At 60.1% G+C, this 26,482-nt stretch carries 23 protein-coding genes; 16 read left to right on the plus strand and 7 right to left on the minus strand.

Annotated elements, in window-relative coordinates:
* The 4 genes from RBQ93_RS09375 to RBQ93_RS09390 form a co-directional block, all read right to left on the minus strand.
* On the minus strand, positions 1-778 hold a 778-nt coding region (locus RBQ93_RS09375; protein ID WP_320371850.1), incomplete at its 3' end, for an N-6 DNA methylase.
* Positions 779-780: 2 nt separating this feature from the next.
* Entirely contained in the window at positions 781-1,617 is an 837-nt protein-coding gene (locus RBQ93_RS09380) for a metal ABC transporter permease (protein ID WP_320371851.1), read from the minus strand.
* A gap of 1 nt (position 1,618) precedes the next feature.
* Positions 1,619-2,368: a metal ABC transporter ATP-binding protein gene (locus tag RBQ93_RS09385; RefSeq protein ID WP_320371852.1), complete on the minus strand. Its 750-nt coding sequence runs from the start codon at positions 2,366-2,368 to the stop codon at positions 1,619-1,621.
* Positions 2,356-3,309: a metal ABC transporter solute-binding protein, Zn/Mn family gene (locus RBQ93_RS09390; protein ID WP_320371853.1), complete on the minus strand. Its 954-nt coding sequence runs from the start codon at positions 3,307-3,309 to the stop codon at positions 2,356-2,358. The genes RBQ93_RS09385 and RBQ93_RS09390 overlap by 13 nt, the downstream gene beginning before the upstream one ends.
* A 111-nt stretch (positions 3,310-3,420) precedes the next feature.
* On the opposite strand from RBQ93_RS09390, the gene RBQ93_RS09395 reads away from it, so the two are divergent.
* On the plus strand, positions 3,421-4,542 hold the full coding sequence (locus tag RBQ93_RS09395; protein ID WP_320371854.1) for a methyl-accepting chemotaxis protein: 1,122 nt from the start codon (positions 3,421-3,423) through the stop codon (positions 4,540-4,542).
* 80 nt (positions 4,543-4,622) lie between these two features.
* Here the strand turns inward: RBQ93_RS09395 and RBQ93_RS09400 are convergent, their stop codons facing one another.
* Entirely contained in the window at positions 4,623-5,132 is a 510-nt protein-coding gene (locus tag RBQ93_RS09400; protein WP_320371855.1) for a chemotaxis protein CheW, read from the minus strand.
* An 87-nt stretch (positions 5,133-5,219) separates the two neighbouring features.
* A complete protein-coding gene (locus RBQ93_RS09405; RefSeq protein ID WP_320371856.1) occupies positions 5,220-7,067 on the minus strand; it encodes a UbiD family decarboxylase in 1,848 nt (615 codons plus the stop codon).
* A gap of 94 nt (positions 7,068-7,161) precedes the next feature.
* Here RBQ93_RS09405 and RBQ93_RS09410 point away from each other — a divergent pair, with 94 nt between their 5' ends.
* The 8 genes from RBQ93_RS09410 (at position 7,162) to RBQ93_RS09445 (ending at position 17,521) form a co-directional block, all read left to right on the plus strand.
* Positions 7,162-9,642 carry an ATP-binding protein gene (locus tag RBQ93_RS09410; protein ID WP_320371857.1) on the plus strand — a complete coding sequence of 827 codons (2,481 nt, stop codon included), beginning with the start codon at positions 7,162-7,164 and terminating at the stop codon, positions 9,640-9,642.
* 74 nt (positions 9,643-9,716) lie between these two features.
* Positions 9,717-11,171, plus strand: a complete 1,455-nt coding sequence (locus RBQ93_RS09415) for a two-component system sensor histidine kinase NtrB (RefSeq protein WP_320371858.1) — start codon at positions 9,717-9,719, stop codon at positions 11,169-11,171.
* 21 nt (positions 11,172-11,192) lie between these two features.
* Positions 11,193-11,594 carry a response regulator gene (locus tag RBQ93_RS09420; RefSeq protein ID WP_320371859.1) on the plus strand — a complete coding sequence of 134 codons (402 nt, stop codon included), beginning with the start codon at positions 11,193-11,195 and terminating at the stop codon, positions 11,592-11,594.
* 9 nt (positions 11,595-11,603) lie between these two features.
* Positions 11,604-12,971, plus strand: a complete 1,368-nt coding sequence (locus tag RBQ93_RS09425) for a sigma-54 dependent transcriptional regulator (protein ID WP_320371860.1) — start codon at positions 11,604-11,606, stop codon at positions 12,969-12,971.
* Positions 12,972-14,198: an MFS transporter gene (locus RBQ93_RS09430; RefSeq protein ID WP_320371861.1), complete on the plus strand. Its 1,227-nt coding sequence runs from the start codon at positions 12,972-12,974 to the stop codon at positions 14,196-14,198. It abuts the gene before it with no gap.
* 197 nt (positions 14,199-14,395) lie between these two features.
* Complete coding sequence (locus tag RBQ93_RS09435) at positions 14,396-15,391, plus strand: TRAP transporter substrate-binding protein (RefSeq protein WP_320371862.1); 996 nt, start codon at positions 14,396-14,398, stop codon at positions 15,389-15,391.
* A gap of 79 nt (positions 15,392-15,470) precedes the next feature.
* Complete coding sequence (locus tag RBQ93_RS09440) at positions 15,471-16,145, plus strand: TRAP transporter small permease (protein ID WP_320371863.1); 675 nt, start codon at positions 15,471-15,473, stop codon at positions 16,143-16,145.
* Positions 16,142-17,521 carry a TRAP transporter large permease subunit gene (locus RBQ93_RS09445; protein WP_320371864.1) on the plus strand — a complete coding sequence of 460 codons (1,380 nt, stop codon included), beginning with the start codon at positions 16,142-16,144 and terminating at the stop codon, positions 17,519-17,521. Before RBQ93_RS09440 ends, RBQ93_RS09445 begins: the two co-directional genes overlap by 4 nt.
* 60 nt (positions 17,522-17,581) lie before the next feature.
* On the opposite strand, the gene RBQ93_RS09450 is transcribed toward RBQ93_RS09445, so the two are convergent.
* Complete coding sequence (locus RBQ93_RS09450; protein ID WP_320371865.1) at positions 17,582-19,042, minus strand: DUF294 nucleotidyltransferase-like domain-containing protein; 1,461 nt, start codon at positions 19,040-19,042, stop codon at positions 17,582-17,584.
* 517 nt (positions 19,043-19,559) lie between these two features.
* On the opposite strand from RBQ93_RS09450, the gene RBQ93_RS09455 reads away from it, so the two are divergent.
* The 7 genes from RBQ93_RS09455 to nhaD (RBQ93_RS09485) all read left to right on the plus strand — a co-directional run bounded on the left by RBQ93_RS09455 (position 19,560) and on the right by nhaD (RBQ93_RS09485) (position 26,461).
* Positions 19,560-20,318 (plus strand): IclR family transcriptional regulator, encoded by a 759-nt coding sequence (locus tag RBQ93_RS09455; protein ID WP_320371866.1) that lies wholly within the window; start codon positions 19,560-19,562, stop codon positions 20,316-20,318.
* A gap of 185 nt (positions 20,319-20,503) precedes the next feature.
* Positions 20,504-20,758, plus strand: coding sequence for a DUF4212 domain-containing protein (locus RBQ93_RS09460; RefSeq protein ID WP_320371867.1), 255 nt, complete (start codon positions 20,504-20,506; stop codon positions 20,756-20,758).
* Positions 20,759-20,773: 15 nt separating this feature from the next.
* Positions 20,774-22,582 (plus strand): sodium:solute symporter family protein, encoded by a 1,809-nt coding sequence (locus RBQ93_RS09465; RefSeq protein ID WP_320371868.1) that lies wholly within the window; start codon positions 20,774-20,776, stop codon positions 22,580-22,582.
* Between the two features lie 139 nt (positions 22,583-22,721).
* The gene (locus RBQ93_RS09470; protein ID WP_320371869.1) at positions 22,722-23,129 is read left to right on the plus strand and encodes a hypothetical protein; all 408 of its coding nucleotides are present in this window, start codon (positions 22,722-22,724) and stop codon (positions 23,127-23,129) included.
* Between the two features lie 115 nt (positions 23,130-23,244).
* Positions 23,245-24,531 (plus strand): sodium:proton antiporter NhaD, encoded by a 1,287-nt coding sequence (nhaD, locus tag RBQ93_RS09475; RefSeq protein ID WP_320371870.1) that lies wholly within the window; start codon positions 23,245-23,247, stop codon positions 24,529-24,531.
* 10 nt (positions 24,532-24,541) lie between these two features.
* The gene (locus RBQ93_RS09480; RefSeq protein WP_320371871.1) at positions 24,542-24,928 is read left to right on the plus strand and encodes a hypothetical protein; all 387 of its coding nucleotides are present in this window, start codon (positions 24,542-24,544) and stop codon (positions 24,926-24,928) included.
* A gap of 120 nt (positions 24,929-25,048) precedes the next feature.
* Positions 25,049-26,461, plus strand: coding sequence for a sodium:proton antiporter NhaD (gene nhaD, locus RBQ93_RS09485; RefSeq protein ID WP_320371872.1), 1,413 nt, complete (start codon positions 25,049-25,051; stop codon positions 26,459-26,461).
* Positions 26,462-26,482: the final 21 nt, after the last annotated feature.

Raw genomic sequence — 26,482 nt, forward strand, 5'->3', positions numbered from 1 at the left:
CGATGCCGTGCAGGATCATGTTCATGATGGCGATGACATAGGCCAGCGACTTCTTTTCCTTGCCGTAGAAGGTGCGCTCCTGCAGGGTCTTCAGGTCAGCTGTAGTCAGGTTCCCCTGATTCTTCAGATAGTCAAAGGCCTCGCACAAGAAGCCTGCCGAACCGACCGCACCATCATAAATGCGCTGGCCCACTTTGGGTGCTACTACCTGCACAATGGCACGGATCAGCGGACGGGGGGTGTAGTACTCGCCGCCGTTGCGGCCGGCATTGCCCATGTTCTTGATCTTGGCTTCGTAGAGGTGGGAGAGTTCGTGCTTCTCGGTTTGGGAGCGGAAGCGCAGCTCGTCGATATGGTCGATGATCTCCCGCAGGTTGTAGCCGCTGTGGATCTTGTTCTTGATCTCACCGAATATCTCACCGATCTTGTATTCGATGGTGTTGGGGCCGCTGGCCTTCTGCTTGAAACCGTGCAGGTAGGGGAACAGTTTGCGATCCACAAAATCCCGCAGGTCATCGCCGGTCAGGGCCTTGTTGTGGTCCAGCGTGCCGTCTGCCGCTTTGGGCGCTGCCCAGCTCTCCCAACGGTACGGCTGATCCAGGATGAAAGAATACTTCTTCCCCTCCAGCTCCGCCTCCATGGCCTTGTCCTGCTCCAGTCCGTCCAGATATTTGAGAAACAACAGCCAGGAGGTCTGCTCGGTGTAGTCCAGCTCGGTGGTGCAACCGGCCTCTTTCCAGAGGACGTCATCGATGTTCTTGAAGGCTTGTTCAAACATGATTACTCACTTGTGGATGATCTTGGAACCTTGCGGTAGAGGAAGGCCAAGGCAAACAGGCCGAAGGCCAGCAGGATGATGGTGGCCCCGGATGGCAGGTTGAGCATAAACGACAGGATAATCCCCCCCACCACCGAAATCAGGGCGCAGACCACCGCCAGCAACACGGTCATCCTGAAGCCGCGGGCCACCTGCAGGGCGGTTGAGGCCGGCAGGATCAGCAGGGCCGAGATCAGCATCACCCCCACCAGCTTCATGGCCAGCACCACGGTCAGGGCGGTCAGCACCGCCAGCAGGCCGTTCAGAAAGCGGCTCTTGATACCGCCCACCGAGGCCAGTTCTTCGTTGAAACTCAGAGCCACCAGGTCGTGGTAGTAGAGCCAGAGCAGCGTCAGCACGGTCACGAACAGGGCGGCCGCCACCAGCAGCTCGGTGCGGCTGATGGCCAGGATGCTGCCGAACAGGTAGCTGAACAGGTCCACCCCGTAGCCCCGCCCCAGCACCGCCAGCATCACCCCCAACGCGATCCCCAGCGAAGAGACGATGCCGATGGCCGCATCGCCCCCCAAGCGCGCCTTATGGGCCAGTTTAAGGATACCCAGCGAGGCCAGCACCACCACCGGCAGCGACACCAGCAGCATAGCCGCCCCCTGTAGCCCCGCAAACAGGGCCAGGGCCACACTACCAAAGGTGATATGGGCCAGTCCGTCGCCGATCAGCGACAGCCGCCGCAACACCAGAAAGACCCCCAGCACGGCACACAGTACGCCGATCAGGCAGCCGGCCAGCAAGGCCCGCTGCATGAAACTGTAGGAAAACATATCGATAAGCGTAGTCATATCAGTGCCTGTGACAGATCAGATGCTGTGAGTGTTCGCCAAAAAAGGCGGCCATCTCGGGGGAGTGACAGAATTGGTCAAAGGAACCCCAGAACAGGACCTTTTTGTCCAGGTAGAGCATCTTTGAGGCGTACAGGCCGATGGTGCCGGTGTCGTGAGTCACCAGCAGCACCGTGACCCCCTGCTCGCGGTTCATCTGCGCGATCAGGCCATAAAACCGTTCCCGCATCTCCGGGTCCAGGGCGGCGGTCGGTTCGTCCATCACCAGCAGCTGCGGCCGGTTGACCAGGGCCCGGGCCAGCATCACCCGTTGCTGCTGGCCGCCGGACAGCTCGCCGATCATCCGCCGCCGCAGGTGGTCGATACCCAACTGTGCCAGCAGCTGTTGCACCTGCTGGCGGTCCTGGCGGTTGATCCGCCGTGGCAGGCCTTTGCTGGCCAGCAGTCCCAGTTGCACCACCTCTTCGACGGTGGCCGGAAAGGACGGGTTCAGCGGCCCCAGGTTTTGCGGCAGGTAGCCCAGCCGGCCCCACTGGTCAAAGCGGGCCAACGGTTGGCCAAAAAGACTGACACTGCCCTGGCTGACCGGCATCAGGCCCAACAGCGCCCGCACCAGGGTGCTCTTACCCGACCCGTTGGGACCGACAATCCCCAGGTAATCGCCGGCAGACACACTGAAGTTGACCTCCGAGAGGGCCTCCACCGCGCCATGGCGACAGGACAGCTGTTCGACCCTGATCAGTTCCTGCATCCCAGCCCCGCCTGCAACTGTGTCAGGTTTTCTTCCATCAGGCCGATGAAGGTCACGCCGCGCTGGCGCTCATCCTTACCCACGTTGTGGGCGCCATGCAGCCGGCGCACGGTGGCGCCGGTCTCCCTGGCCAGGGTGTCGGCCACCCGCGGCGAATCCAGCTGCTCCATAAAGACCGCCTGCACCTTGTGCTGGCGCACCTGCTGCACCAGCTGAGCCAGCCGCTGGGGCGTGGCCTCCAGCTCGGCGGTCACCCCGGCGGCAGACTGGTAGGTCAGATGATAGCGGTGGGCCAGATAGCCGAAGGCGGCGTGGCCACCATGCAGCAGCACCCTGTTGTCGCAGTTGGCCAGACCATTGCGGTAGCGTTGATCCAGCTCGGCCAGCTGACGTTTAAGCTCGCCTGCCCGCTGGCGGTACTGCTCGGCACCGGCCGGGTCGGCGGCTACCAAGGCGTCCAGCAGGGTGGTCACCATGGTCTGGTCGGCCACAAAATCAAGCCAGACATGGGGATCTGACGCTGCAGCACCGGCATGATGATCATGGTCGTGATCGTGTCCGCCATGGGAGGGGGCCGGCAGCAGCTTAACCTTTTCCGCCGCCGCCACCACGCGCACCTTTTGACGATCCACCCCGGCGATCACCCGCTCGGCCCACGGTTCCAGAAAGGGGCCGATGTAGACGAACAGCGCGGCGCGATGGATACGGGCCAGATCATCGGGGGTCGGCTCAAAGTGATGGGGCTCCACGCCGGGCGGCAGCAACAGCTGCACCTCCATCCGGTCTCCGGCCAGCTGGCGGGCAAATTCGTACAACGGATAGAGGGTGGTCACCACCACCGGTTTAGCGACCGTTGGCGCAGGATGTTCCTGTCGGTCACAACCGACAGACAACCCAATCATCAGCAACAAGGCACACAGTGCCAGATACGGTGTTTTCATGAGCAGGCTCCTTTTTCGCGAACGGCATCATAGCCTGTCACGCCGTTGCTTGCAATTCCCCTCTTCTCGGTTATAGTGCTTGGCATACCAACAATCATTTGGAGGAGTACCATGGGACTCTTTGGCGGACCATCCAAGCAGGAACTGCTGGAAAAAGATCTGGAAATTAAGAAGATGATGCAGATGATGGACAATGTGGACAACATCGTGATGTTGTGCGACACCACGCCGGACAACAAGATCTTCTACATGAACCGCCGCGCCAAGGAACTGATGCAGCGTTTCCGCAGTGATCTCAACGCCGGCCTGCGGGGGGCTGATGTGGCCAACGCCATGAGCAACTCGATCCACCAGTACCACAAGGATCCGGGCCGCATCCGGCGCATCTTCAGCGAGCCGCGCAGCGCCATGCCCCACAGCGCCGATATCCCGATCGGCTCCGTGACCCTGCGGACCACCGCCTACCCGATCTGGGACAGCCTCGATTCCTCCAAGGTGCTCTGCTACATGGCCTGCTGGAACGACATCACCGCTGAAAAGCAGGTTAAAGAGCAGCAGCAGCGGGAGATCGAGCGAAAAAACTACCTGGAAGAACGGGTGCACCAGATCGCCACCGCCATGGAAGAGATGAGCATGACCGTCAACGAGGTGGCCCGCAACACCTCCCAGGCGGCCGATTCGGCCATACAGGTCACCGAGAGCGCCCACATGGGGCAGAATGTGGTCAACCAGGCGGTCAAGGGGATGCAGCAGGTGGCTGAGGTGGTCCGTTCATCAGCCCAGATCGTGGGTAACCTGGGAGCCACCTCCGAGAAGATCGGCGAAATCGTCAACGTGATCAATGAGATCGCCGACCAGACCAACCTGCTGGCCCTGAATGCCGCCATCGAGGCGGCCCGGGCCGGCGAGATGGGCCGCGGCTTTGCGGTGGTGGCCGACGAGGTGCGCCGCCTGGCGGAGCGGACCATGGCCTCCACCAAGCAGATCGGCTCCATGGTGGCCGAGATTCAGACCGGCACCCAGAAGGCAGTGCAATCGATCGAGAGCGGCAAGGACGAGGCCGAAAAAGGTGAGCAGCTCTCCCACCAGGCCGAGGCCTCCTTGATCGAGATCGTCGAATCGATCGAGAACATCAAGAACGTGATCTCCCAGATCGCCACCGCCTCCGAGGAACAGGCCGCCACCGCCACGGTGATTGCCGGCAACCTGGAAGAGATATCACGCACCAACTGATCATCCAGTCCATACCAAACAGAAAAGCCGGGGCGTCCCCCGGCTTTTCTGTTTCTGCCACCACTCAAGTAACGGGCTACTTACTCAACACTGGAAAAGAAATCACGCTCTTCCTGCGAAAACATCCGGTCCACATCCATGATGATCAGCAGCCGCTCGGCGTGGTTGAAGACCCCGGTGATGAACTCCTGGTCAATATTGCCGGATACCATGGTGGGGGGCGGTTGAATCTCGCTGGAGTGAATCCTGATCACCTCGGAGACCGCATCCACGATAAAACCGGTCAGACCACCCGCCACCTCCATCACCATGATGCGGGTATGGCTGTCGTAATCGCTCTCCGGCAGACCGAACCGCTTACGCATCGAGATGATCGGAATCACCTTGCCCCGCAGGTTGATGATCCCCTCAACATAGTGGGGGGTGTTGGGCATCTTGGTGATACCGGGCATGCGGATGATCTCGCGCACCTTGAGCACCTCGACACCGTACTCTTCGTTGCTCAGCATGAAACTGACCAGCTGGATCAGCTGATCGCCGCCGCCCGTTACCGCACCGTCACCGGATTTCACTAATGCTGTCGTGCTCATAGGGAAGCCTCCTCGGAGGGATTGATCGTAATTTTCGGAAAGCATAACACATTTTTAAAAAACCAAAAGTGAATCTGTCAAAAATGATCAGAAAAGTCCGTGCAAAGGCCCGCCTGCAGCGGCCAAACCCTCAACCCGACGTACCACTGCCGGGTCCGATTCCAGCGGTGGGGCATGGAACGGCTTGCGCCGGGCGTCGATCACCAGCGGCCCCCGGCAGCCCCAATGCTGGCCCTGACGCCGGGCGCCAACACCGTACAGGTCGCAGGACGGGTTGGAGCGGGTGAAGGTGACCCACAGCAGGTTATCGAGGCTGGTGGCACAGAACGGACTGTCGTCCACCACCACCACCAGCGGCAATCCATCCGGCATGCCCGCCTGGTCCCAAAAACGACACAACGCCTCCAGCGCCGGGTCACTCTCGCCACGGGCCTGACTACTGCCGGGGCCCTGCAGCACCAAAACACCGGGCTGAGCCAGCAGCGGCCGGCTCCAACCCTCGGGCAACGTGATCTGGCTTGGCAGCTCGGTTGCCAGCTGCCGCTGCGGCGGACCGGCAGCAGCCATCACCACTTTCGACCCCCGGTTAAGGCCGTCGCCGGAATAGTCCAGGGTGTCGATGGTGGTACTGGTGTGGAAATGCAGATCCCGCTGCCAGTCGATCCGCTCCAGCAGGTGCCGCAGTACCGCGCCCACATCGTGAATGTCCAAGCCAGGATTGTCATCTTCTGCCACGATCAGCAGGTATTTGGCCAGCGAGAGCTGCCCCTGGCCCAGAATGGCGTTGGCCTGGGTCAATAACTCCATCGGCTGGCGCAGACCATCCCAGGGGGTGTAGCGTTCGCTGCCGATGGCCAGCAGCAGCGGATGCACACCGGCGCAATCCACGGCATGCACCGCCCGCACACCGGGCAGCACCGTCGGGATCAGGCCGCCGGTCAGTTCATGGATAAAGGTACCGAAGGAGGTGTCCTCCTGGGGCGGTCGGCCCACGGTGGTGAAGGGCCAGATGGCGTCCGGCCGGTGGTAGACCGCCTCCACCTCCACAAAGGGAAACTCGTGACACAGACTGTAGTAGCCCAGGTGGTCGCCAAAGGGACCTTCCGGCAGGGTGGCCTGGGGATCGATGGAGCCGACGATACAGAAATCGGCCTGGGCTGCCACCGGCAGCTGACCAGGCAGGGCCGCCATCTCGATCCGATGCCCGGCCAGCAGACCGGCGAAGGCCAGCTCCGGCATCCCCTCCGGCAGCGGCATCACCGCCGCCACGGTCATGGCCGGTGCGCCGCCCACGAAGATATTCACCCGCAGCCGCTCACCCCGCGCAACCGCTTCACTGTGGTGTACGCCGATGCCGCGATGGATCTGATAGTGCATCCCCACCTGACGATCGGCCTGATACCGGTTGCCGGCCAGCTGCACCCGGTACATGCCCAGGTTCGACTTGGCAAAGCCCGGCTTGAGCGGGCTTTCAGTGTAGACCTGCGGCAGGGTGATGAACGGACCGCCATCCATCGGCCAGGAGGTAACAGCCGGCAGACTGCTCAGGCTGCTACGGCAGGACAGGGCCGGGGCGCTGGCGTTTAACACCTGCTTCGGCAGCAGATGCAAGGCAGCGCCGGGCAATGTCAGGGCACCCAGCGGATCCTTGAGCAGCGAAAAGGGATTGACCTTGGCCGCCACCATCCGTTCGATGGTGGGCAGGGTATCGCGGAAGATGAAACGAGTACGCTCCAGGGTGCCAAACAGATTGGCCAGCAACGGAAAACGGCAATTGAGCGGCTTAGTGAATAGCAGGGCCGGTCCCCCGACCTGATAGACGCGGCGCTGGATCTCACCCGCCTCCAGATACGGATCCACCGGATGCTCAATCCGTCGCAACATGCCGTGGCGTTCCAGATCCTGCACACACTGTTGTAAGCTACGATACCCCATTGCTCAACCTCATTTCTTGGGTGGCGTTTAGCGTCGAATACGGTATCATTCACGATGCTGTCTGGCAACCTTGTTCCTGGCCTCGTGGAGTCCCATGATCCGTCCGACCATCTTCAGAAAATTCCTGTTTGCCGCCCTCTTGATCGCCCTGGCGCCGATGCTTGCGGTGGCGCTGGTCCTGTTGGCCGGTGTCGAAGAGGCGCGGGACCGACTGGCTCAGCAGATCGGAGCCAGTTCCGAACAGATGGCCTCGGAGAGCCTGCAGATGCGGGCGCAGCAAGTGGCGGAGGCGGTGTCATCCTTTCTGTACGAGCGGGAAAACGACCTGCTGTTTCTGGCCACACAGCCCCTCGACCGCCAGACCCTGCAGCGCTACTACAGCAGCCATCGTCGCGCAGTATGGGAACTGGTTGGCCCGGAACATGAGCGGCGGGAGATCAGAGAGCAGCTCCCGCTCTACCGCTCGATCGCCGTAGTGGGCCCCGATGGCCGGGAACAGTTGGTACTTAAGGATGGCCGTTTCCTGCCTGACCACCGGCTGCGTAATGTTGCCGATCCAGCCGGCACCGAGTTTGGCAGCGAGACCTACTTTCAAGAGATCAAGGCCCTCAAGCCGGGCCAGGTCTATGTAAGCCGCGTCACCGGACGGCACGTCACCATCGCCGAGCAGGCCGCCGGCAAGCGGTTCGAAGGCGTACTGCGCCTGGGCACCCCGCTGACCGGCCCCGATGGCCGCTTTAACGGCATACTGGTACTGTCGCTGGACCATCGGCACCTGATGGAATTTTCCCAGCATATCGATCCTGGCCCCGGTTTTCTGACCCTGGCCCCCACCTACGAAAGCGGCAATTACGCCTTTCTGTTCGATGACGAGGGCTGGATTATCACCCATCCCAAGCTCTGGGATATCCGGGGGCTCGACCAGCAGGGACAACTGGTGCCCCCCTACAGTGAGCGTTCCACTCCGGAACAGATCAAGACCGGCCGGATTCCGTACAACCTGGATCATGCCGGTTTCATCCACCCCAATTACCCCAGGGTGGCCGCCGAGGTACGCAAGCGCAATGCCGGCGTGGCCACCCTGACCAACGTGGGCGGCGCCCGTAAGATCATGGCCTACGCCCCGATCCTCTATGACCGCGCTCCCTACCAGCGCTACGGCATCTTCGGCGGGGTAACCATCGGTTACCAGGCCAGCCAGTTCCAGCAGCAGGCCCAGGCCGGCAGCCTGCTGATCAATAAACAACTCAAACAGTACCGCAGCCGCAGTGTCTTGATCCTCTCGCTGGCGGTCCTGTTGGCCGGGCTGGCTGCCTGGCTCCTGGCCCGGGGCATCACCAAGCCGGTGCAACGGCTCAACGAAAGCGCCCGCCAGGTGGCTCACGGCGAGACCGGTGCCCGGGTGCCAGTCACCGGCAGCGACGAACTGGCCGACCTGGCGTTGACCTTTAACGCCATGGTGGCGGAGCTGGAACTGCGCAAGCAGAACCTGACCGCCACCCTGGACCAGCTGCGGGCGTCCCGCCAGGAGATCCTGGATGAACGCAACTTCAAGGAAAGCATCCTGGAGAGTATCTCCAGCGCCATCACCACCTTCGCACCGGACGGCACCCTCACCTCCCGCAACAGCACCGCCGATCAGTTCCTGGGACAAAGCTGGCCCCTGGAGAGTCACTACGCCACAGTCTTCGCCGACTGGGGCGACCTGCCGGCCCGTATCGCCCAGGCCTTTACCGAAGGGGTCGGCTACGGCCGCGAACCACTCAAGATCACAGAAAAGGGCCGTACCCGCCACTTCGATGCCGGCATCTTCCCGATCGGCGCCAATGGCGAGCTGGGCCTGACCGTCACCCTGCGGGACGAGACGGTGCGGGAGCAGTTGCGCGAGGAGACCCTGCGGCTGGACCGGTTGGCCTCGCTGGGCAAGCTGGCGGCCGGTATCGCCCACGAGATCCGCAATCCTCTGACCGGCATCTCGCTGTTGCTGGACGACCTCCATGACCGGGCGCCACTCTCCAACAACGAACGGGAACTGCTGCGCAAGGCGCTGGATGAGATCGAACGGATGGAACGCCTGATCACCTCGCTGCTCTCCTTTGCCGCTCCCCCCCGGGCGGAGCTGCGCAGCGGCGACCTGTCGCAGGCGGTGTCCAGCCTGGTGCTGCTGGTGCGACGGCCCTGCGAAAAACAGGGGGTTCTCCTCAAGCTGGACCTGGATAACGAACTGCCCCCCTGCCGCTTCGATGCCGAAAAACTGCAGCAGGCCCTGCTCAATCTGGTCAAAAATGCCCTGGAGGCGATGCCAGACGGCGGTACGCTCGCGATCCGCGTCAGCCATGAGCCCGGCTGGAACCTGATCAGCGTCAGCGATAGCGGTCCCGGCATCGGCGCCGACGACCAGCAACTGCTGTTCGAACCGTTTTTTACCCGCAAGGGGGCCGGCACCGGCCTGGGGCTCTCGATCACCAAGCGGATCATCGAAGAGCATGGCGGTAGTCTGGAGGTCACCAGCAGCCCCGGCCAGGGGGCCTGCTTCACGGTACGGCTACCGCTGAACGACACAGCGTCATCCTAACGACTGACTGACAAACCGTTCCAGATGGTGTATAGGCTACGTATCTTATCGTACGACAGCTCCGGAAGCAGCCCATGAGCCAACCGCTACAACCATACCGTCTGTTCCTGCAGCACTTTGCACCGCTGGCCTTCATGATCACCCTGTTGGCCGGAGGATTCTGGCTGGTTGAACAACACGGCCACCAGAACCTCCTGGACGGCACCGGCATCGACCTCAACCCGCACCAGGTCCGTCAGCTGCTGGACAAGTTCAATACCCACCAAGTAGAGACCATCGGCGTCGTCACCATCATCGCCCTGCTGGCCGCTGCCCTGATCGCCTGGTACACCGCCAAGAACAGGTTGCGCCAGTTACTGATCGAACAGGAAAACCGGGAGCAGCTGCGTCAGATCGAACTGTTGCTGGATTCGACCCTGGAAGGGATCTATGCGGTTGATTGCGCTGGCAACTGTATCATGGCCAACCGCTCCTGCGCGCAGCTGTTGGGCTATGACGGTCCCCATAATCTGCTGGGCCGACAGATGCACGAACTGATTCACCACACCCGGTCCGACGGCAGCCCCTACCCGCTCGACGAATGCAAGGTGCACACGATCATCGGCACCGGTGCAGCCGTCACCACGTTGCATGAAATATTCTGGCGCAAGGATGGCAGCAGCCTGCCGGTGGCCTACACCGCCCACCCGATAAAAGATGGCGACCAGATCATCGGTGTGGTCTGCGCCTTTATGGACCTGAGCGAACAGAAACAGGCCGAGGCGCAGATGGCACAGTTGGAAGACCAGCTGCGCCAGGCCCAGAAGATGGAGGCCATCGGTCAGCTGGCCAGCGGCGTGTCCCACGATTTCAACAATATCCTGCAGGTGATCTCGGGCAACGCACAGCTGCTGCAGCTGGTCGGCGATCATGACCCAGCAGCGCTGCAGCACCGCCTGGGAGAGATCGTCAAGGCCGTTGAACGCGGTGTCAATCTGACCCGGGCCATGTTGGCCTTTGCCCGACGCCAGGCCATTGCCCTCCGTCCGGTGGAACTGAACGACCTGTTGCGGGAAAGCGTGCCGTTGGCACGCAACCTGCTAGTAAAAACCCAGCGGCTGGAGCTGCAGCTGCACCCTGAAGCGCTGACGGTGACTGCTGACGCCACCCTGCTGCAGCAGGTGCTGTTCAACCTGCTAACCAATGCACGGGATGCGATGCCCGAGGATGGCACCGTCACGGTCGGCACGGCCTGGAGCGACCAGGCCCCAGAGCAGGCCGTGGGTGGCGAGCAACTGCCTGCCGGGCCATTTGCCCTGCTGTGGGTGCAGGATACCGGTCAGGGGATCAGCGCAGAGATCCGCGACAAGATATTCGAACCGTTCTTCTCCACCAAGGGGGTCGGCAAGGGTACCGGCCTCGGTCTGGCCATGATCTACGGCACCATCAAGCAGCATCACGGCTGTATCCAGATCGAATCGGAACCGGGTCAGGGCTGCCGGGTCAGCATCTACCTGCCCTGTATCGAGCAGCAGCGCACCGCTTCCTGACGTTGCCCAAGGAGATGCAGCATGGCCAGTATCCTGCTGATAGATGACGATCCACAGGTCAGATCCGTACTGGAAGGGTTTCTGAACCACGACGGCCATCAGGTGGTCTGCGCCGCCAACGGCAGAGAAGCCACCCAGTTACTAGAACGCCAGGACTTCGACCTGATGCTGACCGATATTGTCATGCCCGATCAGGATGGCTTTGAGGTAATCATGCACGTGACGTTACAGCCTGATCGTCCCCGTATTATCGCCATTTCCGGCGGTTCTTCCCGCCTGTCCCAGCAGATACTGCTCGCCATGGCCTCCAAGATGCGGATCGAGCGGGTGCTTGCCAAGCCGATCAGCTATCAGCAGCTCTCCACAGCAGTTACCGAGGTACTGGCAACCGCACATCCCGCAACGCCACCCCAGGCTCAGTAACGGTACGCCATGGAAACCATCCTGATTGTCGATGACGAGGCCTTCATCCGGGAAAACGTACAGCGGGTGCTGACCGAAGACGGCTACCGGGTGCTGGAGGCCGCCAATGGCCAGCAGGCCCTGGAGCTGATAGCGGCTGAGGAGATCGACCTGGCCCTGCTGGATCTCAACCTGGGGCCGGATAACGGCCTGGCCCTGCTCACCTCCTTCAAAGAACTCAACCCCGAACTGCTGGTGATCATCATCACCGGTTACGGGTCGGTGGAATCGGCGGTGGATGCCCTCAAACTGGGGGCCTTCGACTACATGAAGAAGCCGTTCAAGGCCGACGCCCTGCGGGTGATCGTCAAACTGGCCCTGCAGACCCAGGAATTGCGGCGTGAGGTGCGCAGCCTGCGGCGCAGCAGCGATCTTGGCGAGCAGACCCGTCTGTTGGGCACCAGCCCGTTGTTTGTCGCTGCCCTGGAACAGGTGCGTGACGTGGCCCGCATCCCGTCGGCCACCGTGCTGGTCACCGGCGAATCAGGCACCGGCAAGGAGCTGGTGGCCCGGGCGATCCACACCCTGTCCGACCGGCGCGAACACCCCTTTGTGGCGGTCAACTGCGCCTCGATCCCGGCCGAGCTGATGGAGAGCGAACTGTTCGGCCACGAGCGGGGCGCCTTCACCGGCGCCACCATCCGCAAGACCGGCCTGTTTGAAGAGGCCAATAACGGCACCATCTTCCTGGATGAGATCGGCGACATGCACGCCACCCTGCAGGCCAAGCTGCTGCGGGTACTGGAGGAACGAACCGTGCGCCGGGTGGGTGGCAGCCGCGACCTGCCGGTGGAGTTGCGGGTGATCGCCGCCACCAACCGCAACCTTGAGGAGCGTATCAAGACCGGCAGCTTCCGGGCCGACCTGTACTACCGCCTGAACGTGGTGCCGATCCAGCTGCCACCACTGCGGGAGCGCAAAGAGGATATCGGCCTGCTGGCCAAATACTTCCTGGACAGCTTCAGCCGCAGCTTCGGCAAGGACTTTCAGGGGATCGCGCCGGAGGCGCTGCAACTGCTGGAGGGCTATGGCTGGCCCGGCAACGTGCGCGAACTGAAAAACATCATCGAGCGGATCACCATCATGGCCAACGGCACTCTGCTGACGTTGGAGCACCTGCCCGCCGACCTGTCCCGGCAGACGGCAAACGTTGGCCAGCCGATCGCCGTCCCCTCCCTGGCCGGCGCTCAAGGCCTTGAGCAGGCCTTGTCATCCTTTGAGCAGCAGCTGATCCGCCAGGCCCTCCAGCAGACCGAAGGCAACGTGGTCAAGGCCGCCAGCCAGCTCAAGATCCCCCGCGGCACGCTGCGCTACAAGATGGAAAAATACGGGCTCTGAATGGGCACATCTCCTGAAACCACCCCGATCAGCCTCGGTTCAGCCCGCTACCGCCGCGCCAACCTGGCCCTGTTCTGCGCCGGCTTCATCACCTTTGTCACCCTCTACGACCTGCAGCCGCTCTTGCCGCTGTTTACCCGCGAATTCGGCATCTCACCGGCCACCAGCAGCCTGACGCTCTCGATCAGCACCGCCACCCTGGCGATCGGCATGCTCTTTTCCGGTATCACCTCCGATGCCATCGGCCGCAAGCCGCTGATGGTGGCGGCCCTGCTCTGCACCTCGCTGTTGGCCATCGCCACCGCCTTCTCCCACAACCTGACCAGCCTGCTGCTGATCCGCTTCGCCCAGGGGGCGGCCCTGGCCGGAGTGCCGTCGGTGGCCATGGCCTACCTGGGCGACGAGATGGACGCCACCGCCATCGCCTCTGCCATGGGGCTCTACATCAGCGGCAACGCCGTGGGCGGCATGTGCGGCCGGATCATCACCGCCATCATGGCCGACTATTTGCCCTGGCGCACCGCCATCGGCATCATCGGCTGCGTCAGCCTGCTGCTGGCGCTTTACTTCACCACCATGCTGCCACCGGCGGTGGGCTTCAAAAAACGGCCCTTTTCCCTGCACACCCTGCTGCCGTCGCTGTTACACCACCTTAAAGACCCCGGCATGCGCTACCTGTTCGGGGTCTCCTTTCTCTGCATGGGCTGCTTTATCAGCATGTACAACTACATCGGCTTCCGCCTGCTGGACCGGCCTTACCTGTTGAGCCAATCCACCACCAGCCTGATCTTTCTGGTCTACTTTCTGGGTTCCTTAAGTTCAGCCGCCATGGGCCGCCTGATGCAGCGCCTTGGCCGGCGCTTTGTGGTCCGCCTGACCATCGCGGCCATGGTGCTGGGCACCATCTTCACGCTGGCCACCCCGCTGGCCATGATCGTGACCGGCGTCGGTCTGTTCACCTGCGGCTTCTTCGGCCTGCACAGCATCGCCTCGGGCTGGGTCAGCCGCCGGGCACAGGTGCACCGCGCCCAGGCCACCTCACTGTATCTGTTCTCCTACTACTTGGGCTCCAGCGTCTCCGGCACCCTGGGCGGCCTGTTCTGGCTTGAGTTCGGCTGGCGCGGCGTCTCGGCCATGATCTTCCTACTGCTGTTGCTGACCATCGCCTGCACCGAGCAACTCCACCGCTCCTTCAGCGAACAACCCGCCCCAAGTGGCGGAAATTGACCACCATCACTGGCGGATTTTCGCCAGCAAGCAGCGCTTCGCCCGACAAAGCGGCCATATCAAAAAACGATTGCCTGCCATAACAGCTAATTAGCGTAAACAACATATGTTGGCATTTGCATTGCTTGATAAAACCCGATTTTAGGATACACTTTCCAGACTTTCAGTAGTACGTCCAATCACAAGGAGGAACGACGATGTTCAGAAAGATCACCGTAGCAGTTCTGACCCTGGCCCTGAGCCTGCCGCTGGCAGCCCAGGCTGAGCCGATCGTGATCAAGTTCAGTCACGTGGTCGCCACCAACACCCCCAAAGGCGCAGCAGCGGAGTATTTCAAGAAGATCGCCGAAGAGCGCACCAAGGGCCGCGTCAAGGTGGAAGTCTACCCCAACAGCCAGCTCTACAAGGACAAGGAAGAGATGGAGGCCCTGCAAATGGGAGCCGTCCAGATGTTGGCCCCCTCCCTGGCCAAGTTCGCTCCGCTGGGCCTGAAGGAGTTTGAACTGTTCGACCTGCCGTTCATCTTTGAAGATTACAAAGACCTGCACAAGGTCACCCAGGGCCCGGTGGGCGCCAAGCTGCTCAAGAAGCTGGAAACCAAAGGCCTGATGGGTCTGGCCTACTGGGATAACGGCTTCAAGGTGATGTCCGCCAACAAGCCGCTTAAGGTTCCTGGCGACTTCAGAGGCCTCAAGATGCGAATCCAGTCCTCCAAAGTACTTGATTCCCAAATGCGCGCCATGGGAGCCATGCCGCAGGTTATGGCCTTCTCCGAGGTGTACCAGGCCCTGCAGACCGGCGTGGTTGACGGCACCGAGAACCCCCCTTCCAACCTCTACACCCAGAAGATGCATGAAGTGCAGAAGTACGTGACCCTGTCCAACCATGGCTACCTGGGCTACGCCGTGCTGGTCAACAAGAAGTTCTGGATGGGCCTGCCGGCCGATATCCGCACCATCTTGGAAGGCGCCATGAAGGATGCCACCAAGTATGCCAACGATATCGCCAAGAAGGACAACGACAAGGCCATGGCCGAGGTAAAGAAATCCGGCAAATCCCAGATCATCACGCTGACCGCACAAGAGAAAGCAGCTTGGCGCAAGGCCATGGATAAGGCCCACAGCGATAACATCAACCGGATCGGTGCCGACACCGTGCGTGAAGTCTACAAGGCAACCGGCTACAAACCATAACCAGATTATTGTACTCTATTGGCCGCTGCGGCCTTCCGCAGCGGCCTTTTTTGCGAATAGTTCTGCAGGAGATACTCCCATGATGAAATATCTTGACCGCCTTGAGGAAATCATCATTGCATTTCTCATCGGTGCGGCGACCCTAATCATCTTTGTTGCCGTTACCAGACGCTACCTGATGGGCATTCCTGTCCCGGCCTTCCAGGACTGGCTCCTCGGCATCAACATGGCATGGGCCCAGGAACTGTGCATCTATATGTTCGTCTGGATGGCAAAGTTCGGCGCTGCCTACGGTGTGAGGACCGGCATCCACGTCGGAGTGGACGTGATGGTCACCCGTCTGCCTGAGCCGTGGCGGGTCAAATGCGTACTGCTGGGTATTGCCGGCGGCGCCCTGTTCACCGGCATCATCGGCAGCCTGGGCTTTAGTTTTATCTGGGAGAACGGCATGCACTATGCCGTGTACAACACCTTCAGTCTGCCTATGCCTGATGACCTGTATGAAGGTCCTATCACCCCTGACCTGGAATGGCCCACCTGGATCATCTATTCCGCTGTGCCACTGGGATCGTTCCTGATGTGCTTCCGCTTCCTGCAAGTGGGCTGGACCTTCTTCCGCACCGGTGAGTTGCCCCACCACGACCACGGCCATGTGGACGGCATTGAGGAAGAGACCGTCGACGCCACCGATGCGCTGGAAGAATACGAAGAGCATAAATTTGAGGATGAGGACAAAGCAGGAGGTGTGAAATGAGTTCAGCTGCCATTGTAGTGGAGCAGCTTAGCAAGAAAAAGGCAGTCATCATGCTGGCTTGTATTGCCGTAGCGTTGTTCGGCCTCAGCAGCCTGGGTCACGCCGGCATCGTGTTTGCCATCCTGGCCGGCCTGATGCTGACCGGCATGCCGATTTCCATCTCCCTGGGCCTGACCGTGCTGGCCTTTCTGTTCTTTTTTTCCAATGTACCCACCGAGGCGGTGGCCTTGAAGCTGTTCACCGGCATCGAAAAATTCGAGATCATGGCGATTCCGTTCTTCATCCTGGCCGGCAACTTCCTGACCCACGGCGGGGTGGCCAAGCGGATGATCAATTTTGCCACCGCCCTGGTGGGTCACTTTCACGGCGGCCTGGCCTTAGGCGGCGTGGTGGCCTGCGCCCTGTTCGCGGCGGTTTCCGGCTCCAGCCCGGCAACTGTTGTCGCCATCGGCTCGATCCTCTTGCCGGCCATGGTCAAGCAGGGCTATCCGATGAAGTTCGGCGTGGGGGTGATCGGCACCGCCGGCGGCCTGGGGATTCTGATCCCCCCCTCGATCGTGATGGTGATCTACGCGGTCTCGGTCAACGAATCCATCGGCCGGCTGTTCATCGCCGGCATCATCCCGGGCCTGCTGCTGGCCGCTACCCTGATGGGCGTCACCTGGCTGGTGGCCAAGAAGCGCAACTACCCCAAGCAGCCCCGGGCCTCCATCGGCACCATCATCAAAACCTTCCGCGAAAGCTTCTGGGGACTGTTCCTGATCGTGGTGGTGATCGGCGGCATCTACTCCGGCATCTTCACCCCCACCGAGGCTGCTGCCATGAGCGCGGTCTACGCCTTTTTTGTATCGATCTTTGTCTACAAGGACCTGGGCTTTAAGGACCTGCCCAAGGTGTTGTTGTCGTCGGCCAGCATGTCGGCCATGCTGCTTTACATCATCACCAACGCGGTCTTGTTCTCATTCCTGCTCACCTCCGAGCAGGTGCCCCAGAACCTGACCGCCTGGATGGTGGGCCTCGGGCTGTCGTCGGTCACCTTCCTGATCTTCGTCAACATCCTGCTGCTGGCGGCCGGCAACTTCATGGAACCCTCCTCAATCCTCTTGATCACGGCGCCGCTCCTGTTCCCGATCGCCATGGAGCTGGGCATCGACCCGATCCACCTGGGGGTGCTGATGACCGTCAACATGGAGATCGGCATGATCACGCCGCCGGTGGGCCTCAACCTGTATGTGGCCAGCGGCATCTCCCGATTGGGGCTAACGGAAACCACCAAGGCCTGCCTGCCCTGGATCCTGGTGATGCTGGTCTATCTGACCCTGATCACCTACGTGCCGGCCATCTCGCTCTGGCTGCCCAACCTACTGTACAAGTAGGAGCTGGCAGTAGCACTCACCAACAGAAGGGCCGGTCATCAGACCGGCCCTTCTGTTGTTCTACCGTGCGATCATGTCCAGCTTGTACTGACTGCGCAGGATCTGCAGCAACGCATCCACCCCCTTGAAGGCGCTGCGCAACTGGCTGCGCTGCCGCTCCGGCAGCCGTTCCGGGTCGACACAGTTATCCGGCTTCTGGCCGCCAGCCAGCGCCGCCAGCTGGCGCCCCAGCCGCAGGCCCACCAGAAAGCTGAACGAGTCCTCAATCAGATCAAGACTGCGGCTGCTCACCAGGTTCAACTCCCGCATCCGGTCCAGCTTGTCCCAGCTGCTGCCCCCCATCACCTCCGCCTCCAGCGCCAGCAGACCGATCCCCCGCACCATGGCGAACAGCGCCCCTTTTTTCAGATCAATCCGACCACGGCAAGGACCGCTTTTTTCGACCAGCAGCCGCCCGAACATGCCGACCGGCGGCTTGAAGCCGACGATGTTGCGGGCCATATACGGAAAGAACAGACTCTTCTGATGGGCAGTCTCGTAGATATGCTTACGCAGGGCATCCTCAAAGCTGCGGTCACCGTGCAGCACCCGCATATCCTGAAACATACCGAAGTTGACCATATTATCGGGCAGCGGTGTGCCGATCCAGGTGTCCAGGATCTGTTTCCACTCGGAGAGCGAGTGTTGCCATTGAGGGTTGCTGGCCATGGTGTTGCCCGGACAACGAGGCACCCCCAACTGCTCCAGCCCGGCGATCAGACGTTCGGCAAACTGTTCCAGCTGGGGCCGCAGTGCATCGGGAAAATCATCGGCATAGACGATGGCGCTGTCCTGGTCGGTACGGAAGGTCTGCTCGCGCCGCCCCTCGCTGCCCAGGCTCAAGTAGGCCGCCCCCAGCGGCAACCTGACCCCCTCCTGCTGATCCAGTAGCTCGATCAGGCGCTGGGTAAAGGCATCGTTGAAGTGGGCCAGCAGCTGCACCACCCCACGCACATCCACACCGGCCTTGTAGGCCAGGTTGATCATCTCGAACAGCCGGGCGTTGAGGCGCTGCAACTGTTCAATGCTGGCGGCACGTTCGATCTCGTTAAGCAGGTACAACGGTGTGCGGGTCTGGAAGGTCAACAGATCGGTATCGGTCAGCACCCCCACCAGGTGACCGGCGTGGTCCACCACCCCGACCCGGTGGAAGTTACGGCGCGACATCAGCGAGATGGCGTCAAACAGGTAGGCATCTTCCCGCAGGGTAATCAACTGGGGGGTCATGCAACTGGCCAGGGTCAGCTCGGCCGGATTAGCGTCACAACTGGCCGTTACCCGGCGCAGGTCGCGCACGGTGAAGATGCCGTGGGAGCCGTCAGCATTTTGCACCACCACGCAGGTGATGTTGCGTTCCTGCATGATCCGGGTGGCCTCGCGCAGGGTTGTCCCGGGACTGCAGATCACCGGCGGCCGGCGACAGATCCTGCCGATGGTCATAAAGTACAGCCGTTCTTCGCTATGGGCTGCATCGTACGGCATGGCCTGTCCCTTTCCCTACACAAATATCCCGATATAGTACCCCAGTTTTGTCAGCACGCAATCTGTTTTCGCACCACACCCCAGCACCCCTAACGCCGTTATAACAAACTATTGCATTTAATTACAGATACTTACACAAACAAAAAGCACACAAATTGATGTTAAACCGAGGTGCAAAAGATTACGAAATGCCACCACAATAACATTGTTAAATACATATTTCCGAATGTCTACCCAAACAACCATTTCTATAAAACATATTTTATACAATAAAATCAGTCTATTATTATTTATCTGAAAAAAATTCATCGATAGTATTTTTTTTGCTATTAAGATTTATAAAGCTGTTATATAAAAAAACCCATAAAAATAAAAAAGCATTTTGAAAATCTCAAAAGAGCAGCACAGCGATCGCAGCACCGACAGTACCAGCAGAACAGAACACGCAAGCCCGAGCCCGACTATCCGGCTACTACGAGGTATCATGATGCCGAAACGTCAAACGACGCAGACATCAATGTACTCAGTAAAGAGTGTCAAGAACGCGCTGGATGTGCTTGAGATCCTGACCGAGTACGAGTACGGCATACACCTTGGCGAACTGGCCGCCAAGCTGCAGCTGTCGCTCAACTGCACCTACCGCATCATGAAGACCCTCTGCGAAAAAGGGATGGTCGAGTTTGATCAGCAGCAGGGGGTCTACCGCCTGGGGGTCTACTCCGCCACCCTGGCCCAGAAGCTGCTCAAGAGCGTCAGCGTGGTCAGTTATGCCCACCCGGTGCTTGAGAAGCTGGCCCGCCGCCACGATGAATCCGCCTATATGGTGATCAGCCAGGACAATGAAGTCCTCTTCCTCGACATGGTTGACTGCAGTCAGCCGATCAAAACCACTTCAATGATGGGACGGCGGGTGCCGTTCTTCACCAACGCAGCCGGCAAGGTAATGCGCGCCCTTGATTCGCGGGATCTGCTGGAAAAGCTGCTCAAAAAGAGCGGCCGCCGCAAGGAGCTGCCCGACCTGGACCTGTTGGACGCCGAACTACAGGAAATCCGTCACCGCGGGGTGGCCATCGACCGCAACGGCCTGGGCGAAGGGATCATCAGCGTGGCCGTGGCAGTGCGGGATTACGCCGGCAAGGTAGTGGGCGCCCTGACCCTGGTTGGCCCATCATTCCGCCTGCTCACCGACCGGCTGGAGAGTGAGATCATCCCCTCCCTGCAGGAGGAGGCCGAGGCGCTCTCCATGAAGTTTGGTTACACACGGGCCTTTGCCTGAAGGACAGGCAAGACCGATTTGACTATGCAGTCTTCAGTTCAGGCGCGGACAGAGAGGATGGCAGGCCCAGACAGCACGGGCTGACAAGGAAAGGAGGAATGGCCGTCACGGATCCGGGCACCAGAGTGATGTTTCACGAGGAAGCGGTACCTTAGAAAGCTGAATCAATCAGAGAGGAGGCAGTTATGGACAAGAGTGGAGAAGCTTACTGGTTTGCAGTACTCAAACTGCTGGGGTGGGTTCTGGGCGCGTGGTTTGTGGTGTCCTACGGTTTCGGCATCCTGTTTGTTGAGGCCCTGAACAATATCCATGTGGGCGGCTACCCCTTGGGCTTCTGGTTTGCCCATCAGGGTTCCATGTACGCGTTTGTTGCCATCATCTTCATCTACGCCAAGTTGATGGGCAACCTGGACAAAAAATTTAACGTTCACGAAGAATAAGAGGAGGCATACTACATGGAACTGCAAACTATGACGTATCTTGTTGTCGGCCTCACCTTCGCACTCTATATCGGCATCGCCGTATGGGCACGGGCCGGCAGTACCAGTGAATTCTACGTGGCTGGCGGCGGTGTCCACCCGGTTATCAACGGTATGGCTACCGGGGCTGACTGGATGTCGGCGGCTTCCTTCATCTCGATGGCCGGCCTGATCTCCAACATGGGCTACGGCGGCGGTCTGTTTCTGATGGGCTGGACCGGCGGCTACGTTCTGATGGCCTGCCTGTTGGCCCCCTACCTGCGCAAGTTCGGCAAGTTTACCGTGGCCTCCTTTGTGCAGGAACGCTACTACTCAAAGACCGCCTCGGCCGTCTCGGTGCTCTGCCTGCTGGTCATGTCGATCACCTACATTATCGGCCAGATGACCGGCGTTGGCGTTACCTTCTCGCGCTTCCTGGGCGTATCCAATGACATGGGTATCTACATCGGTATGGCCATCGTGTTCTCCTACGCCGTGTTCGGCGGTATGAAGGGCATCACCTACACCCAGGTGGCCCAGTACTGCGTGCTGATCCTGGCCTATACCGTGCCGGCTATCTTCATCGCCTTCCAGCTTACCGGCAACCCGATCCCCCAACTGGGCCTCGGTTCCGACATCGTCGGCACCAACACCGCGCTGCTGACCAAGCTGAACCAGGTGGTTACCGACCTCGGTTTTGCCGAGTACACCACCTCAATGCCAGGCAGTAAGCTGAACATGTTCGTCTACACCATCTCGCTGATGGTCGGTACCGCCGGCCTGCCCCACGTTATCATCCGTTTCTTCACCGTGCCTACCGTGGCCTCGGCCCGTTCTTCGGCCGGCTGGGCACTGGTCTTTATCGCCCTGCTGTACACCACCGCCCCGGCAGTTGCTGCCATGGCCCGCTACAACCTGCATGCCACCATGACCCCGGCCATCAAGACCGGCGGTGACATCTTTGCCCCGGAAGGCTCCCTGGCCTATGCCGACAAACCGGCCTGGGTTGGTCGCTGGGAAAAAACCGGCCTGCTGAAGTTTGAAGACAAGAACAACGACGGCCGTATCCAGTACTACAACGACAAGACCAAGAACCAGGCCGTGGCTGACAAGGCCGCTGCTGCCGGCTGGAAAGGCAACGAACTGACCGTCAACGCCGATATTATCGTGTTGGCCAACCCCGAGATCGCCCTGCTGCCCAACTGGGTTATCGCCCTGGTGGCGGCCGGTGGTATCGCTGCCGCCCTCTCCACCGCTGCTGGTCTGTTGCTGGCCATCTCGGCTGCCTTCTCCCACGACCTGATGAAGAACATCTTCATGCCTGACCTGTCTGAGAAGGGCGAGCTTATGTCCGGTAAGATCGCCATGGTGTTCGCCATTATCGTGGCCGGTTACCTGGGCCTCAACCCCCCTGGCTTCGCCGCCGGTACCGTGGCCCTGGCCTTCGGTATCGCCGCCAGTACCATCTTCCCGGTACTGATGATGGGTATCTTCAACAAGAAGATGAACAAGGAAGGCGCCATCGCCGGTATGCTGGCCGGTCTGTTCATCACCCTGTTCTACGTGTTTGCCCACAAAGGTCTCTTCTTCATCAAGGGCACTGAATATCTGGGCCTGATCGGCGGCGCCAACTCCTTCTTCGGGATCACCCCGGAGGCCTTCGGCACCATCGGCGCTATTACCAACTTCCTGGTGGCCTACGTTGTCAGCAAGATGACCCCGGCCTGCCCGGAGCACATCCAGCACCTGGTTGAGGATGTGCGTACCCCCCGTGGCGCTGCCAAGACCGTTGAAGGCGCTCACTAGGATTGAAGACTGTGTCTATCTGAATCAGTGGCAGTAACTACAGGCCCCGCTGGTTTCCAGCGGGGCCTGTATGCATAAAGTTGTTGCCTGGCCCCGTAAGGTTGTATACAAAACATCATCTTACTTCTGGAGTGATGCAATGATCTTTGATGTGGCAACGGCTTTGATCTGGCTTCTCTACCTGGCCCTGTTCCCGATGGCCTACTACTGGTTTCGCCGCGCCTGGAAGATTTTTATTAACAAAGATTACAGCGAGGTTGCCCTCAAAAAGGGAGTGCCGCCTGCCAACCCGGAGAAATGGGCTACCGTTACCGGTGTCGTGAACATTCTGGCAGGACTGGCGGCAATCTGGATCATTATCGGTGTTATCCTGTTCATCGCCACCGGCATCCTGATCGGCCCGTTCAATTCCTTTGACGGCTGGAACGCCTATGCCGGCTCAACCATCTGGCTTAAACTGATCATTGACTTCATCATCAAGCGCCAGGCCCACCCGATTGTCTGGGGCAAAAAGAAGGAAGCACCACAGGAACAATCAGGTTCTTAACCTGCTTCCAATATCATTTGTTGTTCGTGAAAGTTTGATCACCTGTAACACACCGTTGAGACAAAAAAGTAGGAGAGCAATAACTCTCCCAATCCATAGCCGGGGTACCTCATTCATGCTGACCACACTGATCATTGTCTTTGTTATTGCCTATGCCGCGATTGCTCTGGAGCATCCGCTGAAGGTCAACAAGTCCGCCTCGGCCCTGTTGGGAGCCGGCCTGCTCTGGACCATCTACGCCCTGTACACCGGTGATCACCACCAGGTGGGACACCAATTGAATGAGACCCTGGCAGCCACGGCCCAGATCGTGTTCTTTCTGATGGGAGCCATGACGATTGTTGAGGTGGTGGACGCCCACAACGGCTTTGAGGTGATCACCTCCCGGATCAAGACCACCAAGCTGTCCACCCTGATGTGGCTGATCGGGTTTGTCACCTTCTTCCTGAGCTCGGTGCTGGATAACCTGACCACCACCATCGTGATGATCTCCTTGATCAAAAAGCTATTGGACAACCACGACGACCGTCTGTTTTTTGCCGGGATCATCGTGATTGCCGCCAATGCCGGCGGTGCCTGGTCACCGATCGGCGACGTGACCACCACCATGCTCTGGATCGGCGGACAGATCACCACCCTGGCCATCATGAAGGGGGTCTTCATCCCCTCCATGATCAACATGCTTGTGCCGCTTGCTATCACCAGCTACATCCTGAAGGGGCGCCAGGTGATCAGCCCCGCCAAGGTTGTTGAATGCGGGCAGCGGATCACGACCACCCCCTTTGAACAGAACCTGATGTTCGCCATGGGGATCGGCATCCTGGTTTCGGTACCGATCTTCAAGACCGTCACTCATCTGCCGCCCTTCATGGGGATCCTGTTCGGCCTGGGTCTCCTCTGGCTGGTGGGTGAACTGCTGCACAGCAGAAAAGAGGACGAGGCCAAGGAGCATTTGACCCTCGTGCGGGCCCTGAAGCAGATCGACATGAGTTCGATTGTCTTCTTTATCGGCATCCTGCTGGCGGTGGCCACTCTGGAACATACCCACATCCTGACGAACCTGGCCGGTTGGCTCAACAATACCGTGGGCCGCGAGGACGTGATCGTAACCATCATCGGCATGGTCAGCGCCATTGTGGACAACGTGCCGCTGGTGGCCGCCTCCATGGGGATGTACAGCATGGCCCAGTATCCGCCGGACAGTTTCCTGTGGGAGTTCATGGCCTACTGTGCCGGTACCGGCGGTTCGATCCTGATCATCGGTTCGGCAGCCGGCGTAGCGGCCATGGGCTTGGAGAAGATCCACTTCTTCTGGTACGTCAAGCGGATCAGCGGCCTGGCCTTGGTGGGCTATTTTGGCGGTGTGATCGCCTATATCATCCAGTACCGACTGTTTCATTAGTGGAAAGACCATGACTCTCTTCAGCACGGCCGATACGCAGTCCGGCAAGCTGCCCGTTCCACGGGTCTGCTTTCCGGCGCGTGTCGTGATGCTGCTGCAGCTGTTGCTGGGACGGGCGCCGCTCAGGCGCCTGTCCCAGTCGCTGATCCTGATCCTGCTGCTGATTTCCCCCCTGTCCTTCTCCACCGACAAGGTCACCAACTTCACCTACGAGTGCCCGGTTTCTGCCGGTTGCTCCATCAAGGACAACCGGAATGTCGGCATCCAACTCCGACTTCCCCCGTTGGCGTTACACCAACTGCCAGCCCCTGCAACACGTCATGCGCCGTCCGCAGCGGTGCTCCCTCCCCTGCTCAAACTCAGCTACAACGCTCCCAGCCGAGCGCCACCTGCCTGATCTGCAGCACCCTGTTCCTGTTTGCCATTCGGATGATCTGTCGCCAGTGCGACAGTAACAGGACCTATCTAATCTTTGCACGACACCACTGACGTTAGACCGATTACTGGAGAGAGCGCCATGAAATCAGCCTTGTTCGCTATAATTGCATGCTTTGCGTCAACCGTGCCCGCCCTTGCGGCCGGCACTGGCGGCGAGATCGTTGACATGACCGCCACCGGCATGGGGATCGTTGCCCTGGTGCTGTTTGTGGCGGCCTACAGCCTGGTAATCCTGGAAGAGAAACTGCACCTGCGCAAGAGCAAGCCGGTGCTGGTGGCAGCCGGCATCATCTGGGTGCTGGTGGCCCTTGCCTATCAGGCTCTGGGCAGGCCGGAGCACGCCCACGGTGCCATCATGCATAACCTGACCGAGTACGCCGAGCTGTTCCTGTTCCTGCTGGCAGCCATGACCTACATCAACGCACTGGAAGAACGTAACGTCTTTCAGGCCCTGCGTTCCTGGCTGGTCAACAAGGGCTTTACCCTGCGCACCGTGTTCTGGCTGACCGGCCTGTTGGCCTTCTTCATCTCGCCGGTGGCCGATAACCTAACCACGGCCCTGCTGATGGGTGCGGTTGCCCTGGCCGTAGGCGGCAGCAATACCTCGTTCGTGGTGGTGGCCTGCATCAATATCGTGGTGGCTGCCAACGCCGGCGGCGCCTTCTCACCCTTTGGTGACATCACCACCCTGATGGTCTGGCAGAAGGGCAAGCTGCAGTTCTTTGAGTTTTTTGCGATCTTTGTTCCCTCGGTGGTCAACTGGCTGATCCCCGCCTTCATTATGAGCCTGGCGGTGCCCAAAGAAAAACCAGAGGTGGCTGATGAGGCGGTGCACATGAAGCTGGGGGCCAAGCGGATCATGGCCCTGTTTCTGGCCACCATCGCCACAGCGGTATCGTTTCATAACTTTCTGCACCTGCCGCCAGCGGTGGGGATGATGCTGGGGATGGGCTACCTCTCCTTTTTTGCCTACTGGCTCAAGAAAAAAGAAGATCGCCTGCTGTCCGGTGACAACCCCCTTGACGTGACCGGCCACAAGCATGAGACCTTCGACCTGTTCCGCAAGATAGCCAAGGCCGAGTGGGATACCCTGCTGTTCTTCTACGGTGTGATCCTCTGCGTGGGCGGCCTGGGACAGTTCGGCTATCTGGCCATGGTTTCCAAGTTTATGTACCTCGACCTGGGGCCGACCACCGCCAACGTACTGGTGGGTATTCTGTCCGCCGTGATCGACAACATTCCGGTCATGTTTGCGGTATTGACCATGGACCCGCAGATGTCCCACGGCCAGTGGCTGCTGGTGACCCTGACTGCCGGCGTGGGGGGCAGTCTGCTCTCGATCGGCTCCGCCGCCGGCGTGGCCCTGATGGGCTCGGCCCGCGGCATCTATACCTTCGGGGCACACCTGAAATGGACCTGGGCCATCGCCCTGGGCTATGCCGCCAGCATCGTCGTACACCTCTTCCTGAATGCGCGGCTGTTCACGCCGTAGCATACTGATACAACAGGCAAA

The sequence above is a fragment of the Trichlorobacter sp. genome, assembly GCF_034008105.1.
Taxonomy (GTDB): Bacteria; Desulfobacterota; Desulfuromonadia; order Geobacterales; family Pseudopelobacteraceae; genus Trichlorobacter.

Coding starts and splice junctions, on each gene's coding strand:
- RBQ93_RS09380 (WP_320371851.1), bottom strand. CDS start 1,617: ATGACTACGCTTATCGATATGTTTTCCTACAGTTTCATGCAGCGGGCC.
- RBQ93_RS09385 (WP_320371852.1), bottom strand. CDS start 2,368: ATGCAGGAACTGATCAGGGTCGAACAGCTGTCCTGTCGCCATGGCGCG.
- RBQ93_RS09390 (WP_320371853.1), bottom strand. CDS start 3,309: ATGAAAACACCGTATCTGGCACTGTGTGCCTTGTTGCTGATGATTGGG.
- RBQ93_RS09395 (WP_320371854.1), top strand. CDS start 3,421: ATGGGACTCTTTGGCGGACCATCCAAGCAGGAACTGCTGGAAAAAGAT.
- RBQ93_RS09400 (WP_320371855.1), bottom strand. CDS start 5,132: ATGAGCACGACAGCATTAGTGAAATCCGGTGACGGTGCGGTAACGGGC.
- RBQ93_RS09405 (WP_320371856.1), bottom strand. CDS start 7,067: ATGGGGTATCGTAGCTTACAACAGTGTGTGCAGGATCTGGAACGCCAC.
- RBQ93_RS09410 (WP_320371857.1), top strand. CDS start 7,162: ATGATCCGTCCGACCATCTTCAGAAAATTCCTGTTTGCCGCCCTCTTG.
- RBQ93_RS09415 (WP_320371858.1), top strand. CDS start 9,717: ATGAGCCAACCGCTACAACCATACCGTCTGTTCCTGCAGCACTTTGCA.
- RBQ93_RS09420 (WP_320371859.1), top strand. CDS start 11,193: ATGGCCAGTATCCTGCTGATAGATGACGATCCACAGGTCAGATCCGTA.
- RBQ93_RS09425 (WP_320371860.1), top strand. CDS start 11,604: ATGGAAACCATCCTGATTGTCGATGACGAGGCCTTCATCCGGGAAAAC.
- RBQ93_RS09430 (WP_320371861.1), top strand. CDS start 12,972: ATGGGCACATCTCCTGAAACCACCCCGATCAGCCTCGGTTCAGCCCGC.
- RBQ93_RS09435 (WP_320371862.1), top strand. CDS start 14,396: ATGTTCAGAAAGATCACCGTAGCAGTTCTGACCCTGGCCCTGAGCCTG.
- RBQ93_RS09440 (WP_320371863.1), top strand. CDS start 15,471: ATGATGAAATATCTTGACCGCCTTGAGGAAATCATCATTGCATTTCTC.
- RBQ93_RS09445 (WP_320371864.1), top strand. CDS start 16,142: ATGAGTTCAGCTGCCATTGTAGTGGAGCAGCTTAGCAAGAAAAAGGCA.
- RBQ93_RS09450 (WP_320371865.1), bottom strand. CDS start 19,042: ATGCCGTACGATGCAGCCCATAGCGAAGAACGGCTGTACTTTATGACC.
- RBQ93_RS09455 (WP_320371866.1), top strand. CDS start 19,560: ATGTACTCAGTAAAGAGTGTCAAGAACGCGCTGGATGTGCTTGAGATC.
- RBQ93_RS09460 (WP_320371867.1), top strand. CDS start 20,504: ATGGACAAGAGTGGAGAAGCTTACTGGTTTGCAGTACTCAAACTGCTG.
- RBQ93_RS09465 (WP_320371868.1), top strand. CDS start 20,774: ATGGAACTGCAAACTATGACGTATCTTGTTGTCGGCCTCACCTTCGCA.
- RBQ93_RS09470 (WP_320371869.1), top strand. CDS start 22,722: ATGATCTTTGATGTGGCAACGGCTTTGATCTGGCTTCTCTACCTGGCC.
- nhaD (WP_320371870.1), top strand. CDS start 23,245: ATGCTGACCACACTGATCATTGTCTTTGTTATTGCCTATGCCGCGATT.
- RBQ93_RS09480 (WP_320371871.1), top strand. CDS start 24,542: ATGACTCTCTTCAGCACGGCCGATACGCAGTCCGGCAAGCTGCCCGTT.
- nhaD (WP_320371872.1), top strand. CDS start 25,049: ATGAAATCAGCCTTGTTCGCTATAATTGCATGCTTTGCGTCAACCGTG.